A 14,110-nucleotide genomic window follows, 5' to 3' on the forward strand; every position below is an offset into this window, starting at 1 on the left:
AGCACGGCGTGCGCATCCTGGTCGTGACCGCGGTGCCGGCGGAGGCGGAGGCCGTCACCGCCGGCGCGCCGGGCCCGGACGTGATCGCCGCGGGCGTGGGCCCCGCGGCCGCCGCCGCGGCCACCGCCCGTGAGCTGACCGCCGCCGCACTCGGCGGCCGGCCCTACGGGCTCGTCGTCTCCGCCGGCATCGGCGGCGGGTTCGCCCCCGCCGCCCCGGTCGGCTCCCTCGCCGTCTCCGACGCGATCGTCGCCGCCGACCTGGGCGCCGAGACCCCCGAGGGCTTCGTGCCCGTCACGGACCTCGGCTTCGGCCTGGTCCGCCACGAGCCGCCCGCGTCCCTCGTACGGGCGCTCGCCGCCGCCACCGGGGCCCGCACCGGCCCCGTGCTCACCGTCTCCACGGTCACCGGGTCCGCTGCCCGCGCGCAGGAGTTGGCCGCGCGCCACCCCGGCGCGCTGATCGAGGCGATGGAGGGCTTCGGAGTCGCCGAAGCCGCCGCCGCGCAGGGCCTCGCGGCCGTCGAGATACGCGCCGTCTCCAACCCGGTCGGCCCGCGCGACCGTTCCGCCTGGCGGATCGGCGACGCGCTGAAGGCGCTCACGGACGGGTTCGGGAAGGCGGCGCCCGTACTGGAGAGTTGGAACCCGTATGACTGACATCGCCGCGCGGCCGCTGAAGATCGCCTACTCGCCCTGCCCCAACGACACCTTCGTGTTCCACGCCTGGGCGCACGGTCTGGTGCCGGGGGCGCCCGAGCTCGACGTGACCTTCGCGGACATCGACATCACCAACGGGATGGCCGAGCGCGGGGAGTTCGACCTCCTCAAGGTCTCCTACGCGGTGCTGCCCTACGTGCTCGACGAGTACGCGCTGCTGCCCTGCGGCGGTGCGCTGGGCCGGGGCTGCGGGCCGCTGGTGCTCACGCGCGAGCCGGACGTGGACCTCACGGGGAAGACGGTCGCGGTGCCGAGCGAGAAGTCCACGGCGTATCTGCTGTTCCGGCTGTGGGCGGCGGACACCCTGAAGGACGGCGGCGTGGGCGAGATCGTCGTGCTGCCCTTCCACGAGATCATGCCCGCCGTGCGCGACGGCCGCGTGGACGCCGGCCTCGTCATCCACGAGGCGCGCTTCACGTATCAGAATTACGGCCTGCACTGCCTGGCCGACATGGGCGTGCACTGGGAGCGGACCACCGGCCTGCCGATCCCGCTCGGCGCGATCATCGCGAAGCGCTCGCTCGGCGAGGAGACCCTGAAGTCACTTGCGGACGCGGCCCGTACGTCGGTGCGGATGGCCTGGGACGACCCCGAGGCCTCGCGCGCGTACGTCCTGGAGCACGCGCAGGAGATGGATCCGGCGGTGGCCGACCAGCACATCGGCCTGTACGTCAACGAGTTCACGGCCGACCTCGGCGAGGACGGGCACGCGGCGATCCGCGGACTGCTCACACGCGCCGCGGCCGAGGGGCTCGTCCCGCCCCTCGGCCGCGATGCGCTGGACTTGATCTAGCTAGACGTCGAGCTGGTCCGCCACCGCCCGCAGCATGCCGGCGATCTTCGCGCCGGAGGCCTTGTCGGGGTAGCGGCCGCGCTCCAGCTGCTGCGTCACGTTCTCCAGGAGTGTGGTCAGGTCCTGCACGATCGACGCCAGTTCGTCGGGCTTGCGGCGGGTGGCCGCGGCCACCGACGGCGTCGGGTCGAGCAGGGTCACGGAGAGGGCCTGGTCGCCGCGCTGGCCGGCGACCACGCCGAACTCCACGCGCTGGCCGGGCTTGAGCGAGTCGACGCCGGCGGGCAGCACGGATGAGTGCACGAAGACGTCGCCGCCGTCATCGCGGGAGAGGAAGCCGAAGCCCTTCTCGCTGTTGAACCACTTGACCTTGCCGGTAGGCACGTCTGTCCGTCCTCGTCGTCTGCTGTTCCGGGGCCGGCCGCGATACGCGGCGGCGGAAAAAACGGCTCTTGATAGCACTGCAGCGGGTCCGAAGAACCCGCCGACACCAAGACTATTGGCAACGGCGCGCCTGACAAGCCCGCTTTTCACGGTGCCCGCCGGCCCCTGTCCGCTGGGAACTACCCTGGTCGCGTGAGCAACACACCTTCAGGACCCGGCGACCGGCTCGTACGGGTCGGCGCGATCATCTTCCTCATCGGGACGGTGGCCACTTTGGCCACGGTCGCCCCTTTGTTCCTCGGCACGGAGCCTTTCCCGCCCGTGGCGTACGCCGTGTGCATGCTGATGGGCGTCGGCTTCGCGGTCGCCGGGGCGGGCGTCCTCAAGTCGATCGCAGTGCAGCGCCGTCAGGCGCGCGCAGCCGCCGAGTAGGACGCGAACCAGGCGGGGAACGCGACGAGGTCCGCCAGGACCACGTCCGCGCCCTCCGCGCGCAGCTCCTCCGCCGAGCAGGGGCCGGTCGGCACCGCCACCGACAGGGCGCCCGCGACACGTGCGCCCCGCACGTCGCCGAGGTGGTCGCCGACGTAGACCGAGGCGCCGTACTCCTTGAGCGCCTCGGCCTTGGCCTCCGCCCACAGCCAGCCGATCACGGCGTCCGGCTCGATGCCCAGGTGGTCGAGGTGGAGCTTGGCGCTCGGCTCGTGCTTCGCGGTGACGACGATCGCCCGGCCGCCGGCCGCGCGGACCGCGGCGACGGCCTCGCGGGCGCCGGGCATCGCCGGCGACGGCGTGATCGCGTATGTGGGGTACATCTCACGGTAGCGATCGGCGAGCGCGGGGATCTCCTCGGCAGGGAACCAGTGCGCCAGCTCGTGTTCGAGGGGCGGGCCGAGCCGGCTGACCACGAGGTCCGCGTCGATCGGGACGCCCGTCTCGGCGGCCAGCGCCTCCCAGCAGACCTTGATCCCCGGCCGTGAGTCGATCAAGGTCATGTCGAGGTCGAAGCCGACGGTGAGCGGGGGCTGCGGGCGCGCGTTCGAGGTCATGGGGCCATTGTCACCGGGTGGGTGCGGGTCCGGTCCGGGTGTCCGAGTTCTAGACTTAGGCCACCCTGAGCTCGAACGAACACGCGGCGTGACGCCCGTAACGCAGAAAAGGGCACGATGCCGACCGCCGCCGCCACCTCCCCCAAGGCGCACCGCCCGATCGCGGCCAGACGCCTCGCCCTGACCGGAGTGGCGCTCCTCGCGCTCCTCCTCGCCGTGCTGCTCTCGCTCGCCGTCGGCGCCCGCGCCATCGCGCCGTCGGCCGTCGTCGATGCGCTCCTGAACGGCGGGCACAGCGACGCGGCCGAGGTCGTACGGGAGCTGCGGGTGCCGCGCACGCTGATCGGTCTGATGGTGGGCGCCGCGCTCGCCCTCGCGGGCACCGCGTTGCAGGGCATCACGCGCAATCCGATCGCGGACCCCGGGATCCTCGGGATCAGCCAGGGCGCGTCCGTGGCGGTCGTGCTCGCCATCGCGTTCGCGGGGATCCACTCGCTCTCCGGATACGTGTGGTTCGCGTTCGCGGGCGCCGCCGTCGCCTCCGTCGCGGTGTACGCGATCGCCTCCAGCGGGCGCGGGGGCGCGACGCCCGTGAAGCTCGCGCTCGGCGGTGCGGCGATCAACGCGCTGCTCGTGTCCGTGACGATGGCGGTCCTGACGACGAAGGCGTCCGCGCTGGACGAGTTCCGGTTCTGGCAGGTCGGGTCGATCGCCGGACGCGGGTCCGACGTGGTCGGGCAGGTGTGGCCGTTCCTGCTCGTCGGGGTGGTCCTGGTGTTCTCGGTGGCGCGCGGGCTCGACGCGCTGGCGCTCGGCGAGGACGTGGCGAAGGGGCTCGGGCAGCGGGTCGCGACCGTGCGGATCGTGGGCGGGCTCGGGGCGACCGTGCTCACCGGGGTCGGGGTCGCGGCGGCCGGTCCGATCGCGTTCGTCGGGCTCGCGGTGCCGCATATCGCGCGGGCGGTCGTGGGCTCGGACCACCGCTGGGTGCTGCCGATGGCCGCGCTGATCGGGCCCGTGATGCTGCTCGTGTCGGATGTGGTCGGGCGGGTGGTCTTCCCGCCGTCGGAGGTGCCTGCGGGTGTGATGACCGCGCTGATCGGTGTGCCGTTCCTGGTGACGCTCGTACGGCGGAAGGCGGTGGCGGCATGAACCCGGCGGCCGTACGGCACGGGGCGGTGGCGGCATGAGCACCCTCGCCGACTCCTCCGCGAAGGGCAGCCGGGTGCGTCCCGCCGGCTACGGCGTGCTGCGCACGGGACCGGCCGCGTTCCTCGTGCACCGGCGGGCGGTGGGCATGGGCGCCGCGCTGCTCGTGCTGCTTGCCGCGGCCTCGGTGCTCTACCTGTGCGTGGGCGAGTCCTTCGTCTCTCCCGGCAACGTCCTGAAGGTCCTGCTCGGCGGCACCTCGCCCGACGAACTGGTCGTCGAGGAGCTGCGGTTGCCGCGTCTGGTCGTGGCCCTGCTCGTGGGCCTCGCCTTCGGTGTCGCGGGCGCCCTGGTCCAGACCGTCGCGCGCAATCCGCTCGCGAGCCCCGACGTCATCGGCATCAGCCAGGGTGCGAGCGCGCTCACGGTCGCCGCGATGACGCTGGGCGTCACCTCGTACAGCGTGCTGCCGTATCTGTCCGTGGCGGGCGGGATCCTCGCCGCCGCGCTGGTCTATCTCTTCGCGTGGCGCGGCGGGCTGCACGCCACGCGCTTCGTCCTGATCGGCATCGGCTTCGCGATCGCGCTGCGCTCGGTCACCACGCTGTTCATGACCAAGGGCGACTACCTCGTCGCCCAGCAGGCGCAGATCTGGATGACCGGGTCGCTCAACGGGCGCGGCTGGCCCGAGGCCGAGGTACTCGGACCGCTGCTCCTGGTGCTCGTGCCGGCGATCGCGTGGGCCGCGCGCGCCCAGCGCAACGTGTCCCTCGACGACGACACGGCGACCGCGCTCGGGGTGCGGCTCGGGCGCGTACGGCTCGGTCTGGTCGGACTCGGTGTGGTGCTCGCCTCGGTGGCCACCGCGGCCGCCGGGCCGGTGGACTTCGTGGCGCTGCTCGCGCCGCAGATCGCGCGCCGGATGACCCGGACCGCGCAGATCCCGCTGGTCTCCAGCGCGCTCATGGGCGCGCTGATCGTGGTGCTCGCAGACCTGCTCGCGCGTCGGCTCTTCTCGCCCACCGAACTGCCGGTGGGAGTCCTGACGGCCGCGGTGGGCGCGCCGTATCTGATCTGGTTGATCATCCGCAGCCGTACCGTCGGAGGAAGCTCGTGAGCCGGCTCACCACCCAGGCGCTGACCCTCGCCTACGAGGACCGCACGGTCGTCGAGGACCTGGACCTCGCGATCCCGGACGGCCGGGTCACCGTGATCGTCGGCCCCAACGCCTGCGGCAAGTCGACCACGCTGCGCGCCCTCGGCCGCCTCCTCAAGCCGAAGTCGGGCGCGGTCCTGCTCGACGGCAGCGAACTCGCCAAACTGCCCACCAAGCGCATCGCCCAGCAGATCGGCCTGCTCCCGCAGACCCCCGTCGCCCCCGAGGCGATCACGGTCGCGGACCTGGTCTCGCGCGGGCGCCAGCCGCACCAGCACTGGTGGCAGCAGTGGTCGGACGAGGACGAGCGCGCGGTGACGGAGGCGATGGCCCGCACCGACGTCACGGACCTGGCGGAGCGCTCCGTGGACGAGCTCTCCGGCGGCCAGCGCCAGCGCGTGTGGATCGCGATGGCCCTCGCGCAGGAGACGGACCTGCTCCTGCTCGACGAGCCGACCACGTACCTGGACATCTCGCACCAGGTGGAAGTCCTCGACCTGGTCCGCCAGTTGAACCACGACAAGGGCCGCACGGTGGTGGTCGTCCTGCACGACCTCAACCAGGCCGCCCGCTACGCCGACCACCTCGTCGCGATGAAGTCGGGCCGCGTGGTGGCCTCGGGCCCGCCCTCGGAGGTGGTCACGGCGGATCTCGTCCACGAGGTCTTCGGCCTGGACTGCGTGGTGGTCCCGGACCCGGTGACGGGGTCGCCGCTGGTGGTGCCGGGGGCGCCGTGGAAGGCGGCGTAGCCGCCACTCCCCCACCGGACCCACGGGTCACAGGGTTTACTTGGGGCGTCATCTGACGTTCAACAGGGTGGGGATTCTGCGATGACTTCAAGAAGGCTGTTCCTGGGTGCGTTCACGGCGGGGGCTGTGACCGTGGCTGCGGGGGCGAGTGAGGCGGCCGCAGCCGAGGCGGAGGGCGTCGTCGAAGGGGACACGACGTTCACCGGGGCGGTGAAGGCCACCTCGTTCCACACGGATTCGGCTGCGATGTCGTCGTTCGCCGGCACCGCGGCTACCGCGCACACGCACACGCTGACGGTGCGGCAGGCGGGGACCGTCGTCGACAGCGTGGCGCTGAACGTCACGTCGACGAACCCGAACGATTCCGCGATGTGGGTGTCCGGCAAGGAGAAGGCGCGCGGCACTCTCAAGGTCACGCACCAGGGTTACGCGGACGGGTCGGACTACGAAGCCGCGGCGATCTCCATCTGGTTGTCGACCGCGGACGGCGTGGAAGGAACGCGGGCCCAGGGCATCTTCATGCGGCCCGCGCCCGGGAACGGACCGACCAAGGGCAACCTCATCACCTTGCGCAACAACGAGGACAAGGTGGACGACTTCGTCGTGAAGGCCAACGGCCGAGTCGGCCTCGGTCTGCCGTACGGGATGAACCCCCGTGCTCGGATCGAGATCGCCCAGCGCCCGGGTGACACGATGGGCCTGATGCTGCAGGCCAACCCTGAGAGCACCGCCCACCTCGCCGACTTCCGCAACAGCCAGGACGTCTCGCAGACCCGAGTCCTCAACGACGGAACGCTTGCCTCGCGCAACGTGTACCTCGGTGGCAGCGGATCGCCGCAGTTCGGCGGAGGTGACGCGGTCGTCGGCATCCGCAACCGCGCGCTCAAGCCCACCACGAACCCCGCCAACGGCGGCGTCCTCTACGCGGAGAACGGGGCTCTCGTGTGGCACGGCTCCAACGGCACAGTCACCACCATCGCCCCGGCCTGACCGAACCCCGAGGAACCACCGTGGAACTGACCCCCGAACAACTCGTAGCCGAGTTCCAGGACGCCGTCATGGAGCTCTACTTCGCGCGCAAGCGCATCGCCGTGCTCGAGTCCGAGAACCAGGCGCTCCGGGCCGAACTCGCCCTCGCCGCGCAGCCGGCGGAGGCGGAGTCCTGAGCAGACGGGGGTGACCGGACGAGCCCCGGCCACCGCAGCTCACTCCTCCGCCAGCTCCGCCACCCCCGTGATCCGGTGCAGCGGATACGTGCGGACCTCGTCGGCCGTGTGGTCGTAGCCCGTGACGAAGCCGCCCTCCACGCGGACGGGGGCGATGACGCGCTGGCTCGCGGTGCCCTCCGCGTTGACGTAGCCGATCCACAGGGCGTCGCCTGTCATCACCGCCGCCTGCATCGTGGCCAGCGTCTCCGCGGCCGTGGTGCGCGGGAGATGGCCGTCCGTGGTCGTCGGGGTCTCCTTGCGCGGGGCGGTGGAGGCCAGGTCGCCCGCGCGGATCGCGCGGACCGCCGCGCCGAGCAGCGTGGCGTCGGGGACCGGGGGGCCGTCGGGGACCGGCTCCGGGGGTGTGCGCGGCGGGGTGCGGTGGGAGTGGGCGCGGGTGATCAGGACGTCGCCTTCGGCCGACTCGGCGGCCGGGGCGAAGCCCATCGTGCGCAGGCCTTCGAGGAGGGTGCCGGGGTCCGCCTGGGCGGCCAGGACCGTGGGGGCCAGGCGGCGCAGGCGCAGGCCCTGGGAGCGCTTGTCGGCGAGGATCTCGCCGAGGACGGCCTCGTCGTCGCAGCGCACGTACGCGGAGGCCGCGCCGATCCTCAAGTGGCCGTGTTTGCGGGCCACATCGTCGATCAGGTACGCCAGCGGCTGCGGCACGGGCGTACGGCTGTGGGCCGTCAGGAAGGCCTGGAGGTCGGAGGCGGACTTGCCGGCGTCGAGCGCGCGGCGGACCGAGGCGGCCGTGAACCGGTAGACCGTGGCACCGCCCTTGGACTCCACGTCCGCGAGGACGCCCAGCATGTCGGCGAGCGGGCGCTCCAGGGGGCCGGGCGCGACCGCGGTGAGGTCGGCCTGGAGCAGGACGTGGTCGAGCGGGTCCGGGATGAGGGGCGCGAGCACCCGTACGAGCAGCTCGTCGTCCTCGACGAGCAGCGCGCGGCCGTGCGAGGAGAGGGCGCCGCGGCCCGTCACGCCCAGCAACTCGGCTTCCGTGAGCGCCCATTGGGCCAGGCGCGAGCGCAGGTCGTCCTGGCCCGCGGCGCCGGAGCCGGCCGCGCCGCCGCGCAACGGGCGCTCCCAGCGCAGCCGTTCGAGAATCGACGCCGGGGCGGGCGCGCCGCCCTCCGGCAGCGCGGCGAGCAGGTCGAGGACGCGGCGGCGGACCTCGGGGGCGGCCGAACGGTCCAGGTGCGGGCCGAGCACCGACATCACGCGGTCCTTGGCGTCGCGCGAACCGGCCACGCCCGGCGCGCGGGTGGCCGCGAGCCACGCGGTCGCCAGCACCTGCCAGCGCTCGGCGGGCGACTGCTCCAGCCATGCGTCGTACGCGGGCGTCGCGGCGTACCGCTCGTCGGCCTCGCCGTCGGAGGCCACCAGGCCCGCCGCGTAGGCGAGTTCGATCCAGAAGGCCGCCACCGGCTCCGACACGTCGAGCGCGACGGCGGTACGCTTGAGGTCGCGCACGCTCAGGCCGCCGGCCCGCAGCACCGCGGGCCCGCCCTCGTCCCAGTCCTTCAGGAGCTCCTCGACGGTGGCGAGCGCGGTGTAGGCCTGCCCGGCCGCGGTGGCGTCGACCACGCGGCCGCTGTGCGTGGACGCGGCCTCGACCGGCGGCGGCAGCGGCCTGGGCTCGCGGTGCGCGCGCCCGCCGCGCAGGTGCAGCGCGGCCTCGCGCGGCAGCACCACGGTGCCGGGCGCGGTGGGCAGCAGCAGTCCGCGGTCGAGCAGCCAGCGGACGTGGGGCGCGGGCTGGGCGGTGACCTGCCCGTACGGCGGCCCCCACGTCAGCCGCCCGAGCACCTCCAAGGCGTCCACGGGGGCCTCGTCGAGCAGGGCGCTCATCCTCGTACGGTCGCGGAACAGGTCCGTGAGCGCGGTGACCGCCGACACCGCGTCGTGCGTGGGCGTGAGGCCCGCGCCCGCGAGCAGCTGCTGCACGCGGCCCGGCGACATCCCCGAGGTGGCCTCGGCGACGGTGGGTCCGAGGCCGGTCGGCGAGGGGTGGCCCGGGCTCGGCGCGAGCAGCTCGCGCGCCGTGCGCACCAGGCGCAGCCGGTCGTCCCCGCCCCACACGAGGGCCTGCTCGCGCAGGGTGGCGAGCGCCACGGGCAGGGCGGCCTCGATGTCCGCGTCCCGCTCGCCGTCGCCGGTGAGGAGGGCTTCCAGCTGCGCGTACGTGGCCGGGTCAGGGGCGACCGCGAGCGCCTCGGCGGTCTGGAGCGCGAAGGTGTCGAGGCGCTCCAGGGCGCGGACGACCGAGGCACGCGTGCCGGCCCGGGTGGCGAGCTGGGTCAGGTCGTTGGGCACCGGACTGAGCAGGTCGGCCCGCGCCCGCAGCAGGGCGGCGAGCGACGCGTCGTCGCGCTGCCGCAGCTCCTCGGCCAGCGTCCGCGGGGTGGCAGTGGCCGTGCTCTCGGTCCTCATCCGCACCACGGTAGTCCCTGGGACCGACAGGGCGGCGGTGTGCGCGGTACGGTCGGAGCGCCGGGATGACGTAAGAGGGCATACCCGGACGGGACTTGGCGGTGCGCGACGGTGCACGGCGGCCGTGGCGCCGCGGGTGGCTGCGGCGGCGCGGGCGGCGACGGTCGGGCGGCGGTCGGGTCGGGCGGTCTCCGGGCGCGGGCGGCGATGGCGGCTCGGGTGACGGCGGCGGTTCGGGTGCGGCGGCTCGCGCGGCGAGGGCGGCCCGCGTGGCGGCGGCTGTGCGGGCGCCGGTGGCTGTGCGTGCGCTGGTGGCTCGCGTGGCGGGCGAGTCCTGTGGACAACGGCAAGGCGGCAGGGGGTTCGGTCCGGTGGCGATCGAGAGCGATCAGCTGGTCTTCGACTATCTGAGCCGGGTCGGCGACCTGGCCCAGCAGCGGCAGCTGTCCTCCTCGGCGCGGATGCGCCTGGTCACCGAGGTGCGCGCGGAGATCGAGAAGCGGCGCGGCCGGGCGGTCGGCGGCGAGACCCCCGCGTCCGTCCGGCGGCTGCTCGCGCGGATCGGCCGGCCCGAGGAGCTCGTGGCGAAGGCGGCGGCGGGCCAGGAGCTCGATCTGCCGCCCGACGTGGAGGTGCCGGTCCAGCGCACCGGGACACGGCGGTTCGGGCGGGCGGCGAAGGAGTCGGACGGTGCAGGCGGGTCCGCCACGTCCGGCGGGTCGGCGGTGCCGGACGACTCGGACTCAGGACGCCGTTCCGGCCTGGCCGGGCTCTCCGGCCTGCGCCGCACCCTCCCTCGCCCCCGCCGTTCCGGGCCGGGCGATGAGCCCGAGCTGCCGCCGCGCCCCGTGGCCTCGCCGCCGCATCTCGCGGGCGAGGACGAGCTCGGGCCGAGCGGGTCGGAGCCGGACTGGTGGCGGGTGGACGCCACCCCGTTCGGGCCTTCGGACACCGTGCCCGGCTTCGTCGGCGGCATCGAGATCCCCGAAATACTGAAGCCGCCGCCCAAGGACGACGAGGAGGACGAGGGCGCCGGACAGGTGCCGGGCGCCCGGCGGTCCGCGCGGCTCGAGAAGGCCGCGGTCGTCGAGGAGGACGGGAGCGACGAGCTCGACGAGGCCGTGGAGACCGCCGGCCGCAGGCGGCTGCTGCCGCGGTTGCGGCGCGCCCCCGCCGAGCGCTCCCTGAGCTTCAGCAATCCGCTGCTGCTCATCGCCGCCGCGCTCCTGGTCGCGGGGGTCGTGATGGGCAACCCCCTTCCGCTGGCGGCCGGTTGGGGCATCGCGTACGCCTCGCGCCGCCTCACCCGCAACGAGGCGAAGCTCGCCGTCCTGTGGGTGCCGGGGCTGGCCGTGGCCTCCGGCCTCGTATGGCTGTGGGGCCGGGTCGAGGGCCGCTGGGGCGAGCCCGTCGCGGACGAGGCGATGGGCTCGGCCGTGTCCGAGACCTGGCCGTGGGTGGTACGCGGAGCCGCCCTCGCCTCGGCCCTGTTCCTGGTGTGGCGCTCGCAGCGGCGGTCCGGCGGGGAGTGAGCGGAGGCCCGGCAGCGTGGGTACGTACGGCGGCGGACCGGGCCGCGTGAATCCGTATCGCCACGGACCGGCCCCACGGATCCTGACTGCCACGGCCCCGACCACACGGACCCGCACCGCCACGCACCAGGCCGCGTGAATCCGTACCGCGACGGACCGGACCGCATGAATCCGCACCGCCACGGACCAGACCGCACGGACCCGCACCGCCACGGACCAGACCGCCACGGACCGGGCCGCCACGGACCGGGCTGCGCGGACCCGCACCACCGCAGCCCGCCCCGCACCGCAGCCCGCCCGACACCCCCCGGATTCAGCCCAGCGCCTCCGGCAGCGGCTCGCCGTGCACCACGATCAGGCCCGACACCGCACGCGTCAGCGCCACGTACAGGCGGCGCAGGCCCGTGCGTTCGTCCGGCTCGCCCGCCACGACCGCCGACGGTTCGTCGAGGACCACGTAGTCGTATTCGAGGCCCTTCGCGAGCGACGCCGGTACGAGTGTGAGGCGGGTGTCCGGGGTGGTCTCCTCGCCGGGGCCCAGGTAGCCGAGGCCGGCCCCCTCAAGTGCCTTGGCCAGGACGGGGATCCGCGCGTCCGCCGCGATCAGGCCGATGGAGCCCTCGTGCGCCAGGGACTCCATGCAGGCGGCCACCACGTCCTCGTCGGGCGCGGACGACTCCCGTACCGAGAGGGATCCCGGCGACTCGCGGACCGAGGACACCTCCGTCAGACCCGGCGCGATCGACGGGAGCAGACGCGAGGCGTACGCGATCACCTCGCGCGGCACACGGAAGCCCGCCGTCAGCTCCTCGATCACCGCGTCCTGCTTGCCGAGGTGGCCGAGCGCCTCGCCCCAACTCCGCGTCGCCCAGGGCGTGGTGCCCTGCGCGAGGTCGCCGAGCACGGTGGCCGAGCCGGTGGTGCAGCGGCGGCCCACCGCGCGGTACTGCATCGGCGAGAGGTCCTGCGCCTCGTCGAGGACCACATGGCCGAGCGAGTGCGTACGGGTCACCAGGTCGGCGGCCTCGTCGATCAGGACCGCGTCCGCCGCCGACCACTTGGCCGACTTCACCGAGCGCGCGGGCTTCGCCCAGAGGATGGTCCGCTGCTCCTCCTCGCTCAGCACCCCTTCGGCGTGCTCGGCGAGGAAGTCCGCGTCGGACAGCAGGCGCAGCACCAGCTTCGCGGGGTCGACCGGGGGCCAGATCGCCTTGACGGCCGCCTTCACGGCGGTGTTGCGGGCGACGGCGTCCTGCACGCGGTCGTCGGGCGCCTCACCGGCCTGCTCCATCCGGACGAGCACGGCGTGCGCGATCCGCTGCGGGAGCGCCTCGCGCGCGGCCCCGTACCGGATGTCGCGGTCCAGCAACTCCCGGACGATCTCCTCCAGTTCGTACGCGGGCACGCGCCAGCGCCGCGAGCCGCGGACCACCATCAGTGCCTCGGCCGGCATGCTCACATGCGAGCGGACCGCGCGCCGCAGCACCTCGGCCATCCGCGCGTCGCCCTTGACCAGGGCGGACGCGGCATCGTCCGTGCCGCGCACCTCCACGTGCGCGACGAGGTCGTCCACGGTGGCCTGCTGCACCTCCAACTCGCCGAGTGCGGGCAGCACTTGCTCGATGTAGTGCAGGAAGGACTTGTTGGGTCCGATGACGAGGGTGCCGGTGCGGGCGAGCCGCTCGCGGTGCGCGTAGAGCAGATACGCGACCCGGTGCAGGCCGACCGCCGTCTTGCCGGTCCCCGGCCCTCCCTGCACGCAGACCGTGCCGCCGAGCCCGCTGCGGACGATCTCGTCCTGCTCGGGCTGAATGGTGGCCACGATGTCGCGCATCGGGCCCACGCGCGGCCGCTCGATCTCCTGCTGGAGCAGCTTGCTGGTCTGCGCCGCCTCGGACGGGTCGGAGAGGTGTTCGTCCTCGTACGCGGTGATCTCGCCGCCCGTGTAGCCGAACCGGCGGCGCAGCGCGACGTCCATCGGCTTCTGCTTCGAGGCCTGGTAGAAGGGCTGCGAGACGGGCGCGCGCCAGTCGATGACCATGGGGTCGCCGTCGGCGTCGTGCACATGCCGGCGCCCGATGTAGAACTGGTCGCCCGCCGCGCCCTCCGCCTCCTCCGCGCCCACGGGGTGCAGGTAGGTGAGCCGCCCGAAGAACAGCGGGGTGTGGGCGAGGTCGGCGAGGGACTTGATGCGCTCGTCGATCTGGTGCTGGAGCACCGCCGCGTTCACCCAGTTCGCGGTGACGTCGCGGATGTCGAGCCCCTCCGCGTCCTCCCGCATCGCGCGCAGGGCGGCGCGGGACGCGGCGAGGTGGGCGCGTTCGCGGCCCAGGGGGCCGGCGTCGCGGGTGGGGTCTTCTTGCACGGGCACGGCAAAGCCTCCAACCAGGATCGTTCCAGGGCTGGCCCCCGGTTTCCGGCCGGGCGGCGGCACTCCGCTGGTGCTACGGAGGCGGGAAGCGGGACCCGTGGCGGTGCGGCCGCCGGGGTCCGGGCAGACGGAGAAGCTTAGATCACGCTCCGCGGGCCGTGCCAACGGTTTTCCGTCGAGCGGGTCCCTCTGCCCAAAGGCGGAGAGCGTCCCCTATGGGGATGAGGGTCGGGTTCAGCCCCCAGGTCGATGTCTGATATGGGGGTGCTCGCCCATCCTTGAACACATGAGCAGCGCAACCTTCACCCCAGGCCCTGTCCGCACCGGACCGCCGAGCGGCGCGACCGCCACCGGCACCGTCCGCCACACCCACCGCGTCGGCAACGCCCTGCGTGCCGTCAAGGTCTTCGCCCGCGCGGCGATGGACGTCGTCGTCCTCGGCGAGTACGCCCAGGACGCGGGCGTCGTCCGCCGCCGCCCGGCCCACCGCGACCACTGACCCCTCCGCCGACCCGTTCGCCGACCCGTTCCGTCAAGTAGCCGTCCGCACACACCCGGTGACCGTGC

The 14,110-nt window shown here is 73.8% G+C and carries 14 protein-coding genes; 10 read left to right on the top strand and 4 right to left on the bottom strand.

Translation table 11 applies throughout. The features are described from left to right. Positions 1 to 8 precede the first annotated feature (8 nt). Together BLT97_RS32650 and BLT97_RS32655 are read left to right on the top strand one after the other, a co-directional pair. A complete protein-coding gene (locus BLT97_RS32650) occupies positions 9 to 659 on the top strand; it encodes a futalosine hydrolase (RefSeq protein ID WP_093616814.1) in 651 nt (216 codons plus the stop codon). Beyond that, positions 652 to 1,512, top strand: a complete 861-nt coding sequence (locus tag BLT97_RS32655; protein WP_176953969.1) for a 1,4-dihydroxy-6-naphtoate synthase — start codon at positions 652 to 654, stop codon at positions 1,510 to 1,512. The genes BLT97_RS32650 and BLT97_RS32655 overlap by 8 nt, the downstream gene beginning before the upstream one ends. Here the strand turns inward: BLT97_RS32655 and BLT97_RS38945 are convergent, their stop codons facing one another. Further along, entirely contained in the window at positions 1,513 to 1,896 is a 384-nt protein-coding gene (locus tag BLT97_RS38945; RefSeq protein WP_093616816.1) for a cold-shock protein, read from the bottom strand. Positions 1,897 to 2,088: 192 nt separating this feature from the next. On the opposite strand from BLT97_RS38945, the gene BLT97_RS32665 reads away from it, so the two are divergent. Further along, positions 2,089 to 2,328, top strand: coding sequence for a hypothetical protein (locus tag BLT97_RS32665; RefSeq protein ID WP_093616818.1), 240 nt, complete (start codon positions 2,089 to 2,091; stop codon positions 2,326 to 2,328). On the opposite strand, the gene BLT97_RS32670 is transcribed toward BLT97_RS32665, so the two are convergent. Then, entirely contained in the window at positions 2,304 to 2,945 is a 642-nt protein-coding gene (locus BLT97_RS32670; protein ID WP_093616820.1) for an HAD family hydrolase, read from the bottom strand. The genes BLT97_RS32665 and BLT97_RS32670 overlap by 25 nt on opposite strands. A gap of 117 nt (positions 2,946 to 3,062) precedes the next feature. On the opposite strand from BLT97_RS32670, the gene BLT97_RS32675 reads away from it, so the two are divergent. From BLT97_RS32675 to BLT97_RS38120, 5 genes are all read left to right on the top strand, one after another. Next, entirely contained in the window at positions 3,063 to 4,097 is a 1,035-nt protein-coding gene (locus BLT97_RS32675) for a FecCD family ABC transporter permease (protein WP_176953970.1), read from the top strand. Between the two features lie 34 nt (positions 4,098 to 4,131). Next, complete coding sequence (locus BLT97_RS32680) at positions 4,132 to 5,211, top strand: FecCD family ABC transporter permease (RefSeq protein ID WP_093616822.1); 1,080 nt, start codon at positions 4,132 to 4,134, stop codon at positions 5,209 to 5,211. Further along, positions 5,208 to 5,999 carry an ABC transporter ATP-binding protein gene (locus BLT97_RS32685; RefSeq protein WP_093616824.1) on the top strand — a complete coding sequence of 264 codons (792 nt, stop codon included), beginning with the start codon at positions 5,208 to 5,210 and terminating at the stop codon, positions 5,997 to 5,999. Before BLT97_RS32680 ends, BLT97_RS32685 begins: the two co-directional genes overlap by 4 nt. Positions 6,000 to 6,080: 81 nt before the next feature. Then, positions 6,081 to 6,989, top strand: coding sequence for a hyaluronoglucosaminidase (locus BLT97_RS32690; protein ID WP_245769673.1), 909 nt, complete (start codon positions 6,081 to 6,083; stop codon positions 6,987 to 6,989). A gap of 20 nt (positions 6,990 to 7,009) precedes the next feature. Continuing rightward, positions 7,010 to 7,165, top strand: a complete 156-nt coding sequence (locus BLT97_RS38120; protein ID WP_176953971.1) for a hypothetical protein — start codon at positions 7,010 to 7,012, stop codon at positions 7,163 to 7,165. A gap of 39 nt (positions 7,166 to 7,204) precedes the next feature. Here the strand turns inward: BLT97_RS38120 and BLT97_RS32695 are convergent, their stop codons facing one another. Then, complete coding sequence (locus BLT97_RS32695; protein ID WP_093616826.1) at positions 7,205 to 9,640, bottom strand: helicase-associated domain-containing protein; 2,436 nt, start codon at positions 9,638 to 9,640, stop codon at positions 7,205 to 7,207. Between the two features lie 371 nt (positions 9,641 to 10,011). Here BLT97_RS32695 and BLT97_RS32700 point away from each other — a divergent pair, with 371 nt between their 5' ends. Next, entirely contained in the window at positions 10,012 to 11,172 is a 1,161-nt protein-coding gene (locus tag BLT97_RS32700; protein WP_093616828.1) for a hypothetical protein, read from the top strand. 313 nt (positions 11,173 to 11,485) lie between these two features. Here the strand turns inward: BLT97_RS32700 and BLT97_RS32705 are convergent, their stop codons facing one another. Beyond that, positions 11,486 to 13,453, bottom strand: coding sequence for a HelD family protein (locus tag BLT97_RS32705; protein WP_093616901.1), 1,968 nt, complete (start codon positions 13,451 to 13,453; stop codon positions 11,486 to 11,488). A gap of 376 nt (positions 13,454 to 13,829) precedes the next feature. On the opposite strand from BLT97_RS32705, the gene BLT97_RS32710 reads away from it, so the two are divergent. Beyond that, positions 13,830 to 14,042 carry a hypothetical protein gene (locus BLT97_RS32710; protein ID WP_093616830.1) on the top strand — a complete coding sequence of 71 codons (213 nt, stop codon included), beginning with the start codon at positions 13,830 to 13,832 and terminating at the stop codon, positions 14,040 to 14,042. Positions 14,043 to 14,110: the final 68 nt, after the last annotated feature.

It is taken from the genome of Streptomyces indicus (assembly GCF_900100315.1).
Taxonomy (GTDB): Bacteria; Actinomycetota; Actinomycetes; order Streptomycetales; family Streptomycetaceae; genus Streptomyces; species Streptomyces indicus.

Coding starts and splice junctions, on each gene's coding strand:
- BLT97_RS32655 (WP_176953969.1), top strand. CDS start 652: ATGACTGACATCGCCGCGCGGCCGCTGAAGATCGCCTACTCGCCCTGC.
- BLT97_RS32670 (WP_093616820.1), bottom strand. CDS start 2,945: ATGACCTCGAACGCGCGCCCGCAGCCCCCGCTCACCGTCGGCTTCGAC.
- BLT97_RS32675 (WP_176953970.1), top strand. CDS start 3,063: ATGCCGACCGCCGCCGCCACCTCCCCCAAGGCGCACCGCCCGATCGCG.
- BLT97_RS32680 (WP_093616822.1), top strand. CDS start 4,132: ATGAGCACCCTCGCCGACTCCTCCGCGAAGGGCAGCCGGGTGCGTCCC.
- BLT97_RS32690 (WP_245769673.1), top strand. CDS start 6,081: ATGACTTCAAGAAGGCTGTTCCTGGGTGCGTTCACGGCGGGGGCTGTG.
- BLT97_RS32695 (WP_093616826.1), bottom strand. CDS start 9,640: ATGAGGACCGAGAGCACGGCCACTGCCACCCCGCGGACGCTGGCCGAG.
- BLT97_RS32705 (WP_093616901.1), bottom strand. CDS start 13,453: ATGCGGGAGGACGCGGAGGGGCTCGACATCCGCGACGTCACCGCGAAC.
- BLT97_RS32710 (WP_093616830.1), top strand. CDS start 13,830: ATGAGCAGCGCAACCTTCACCCCAGGCCCTGTCCGCACCGGACCGCCG.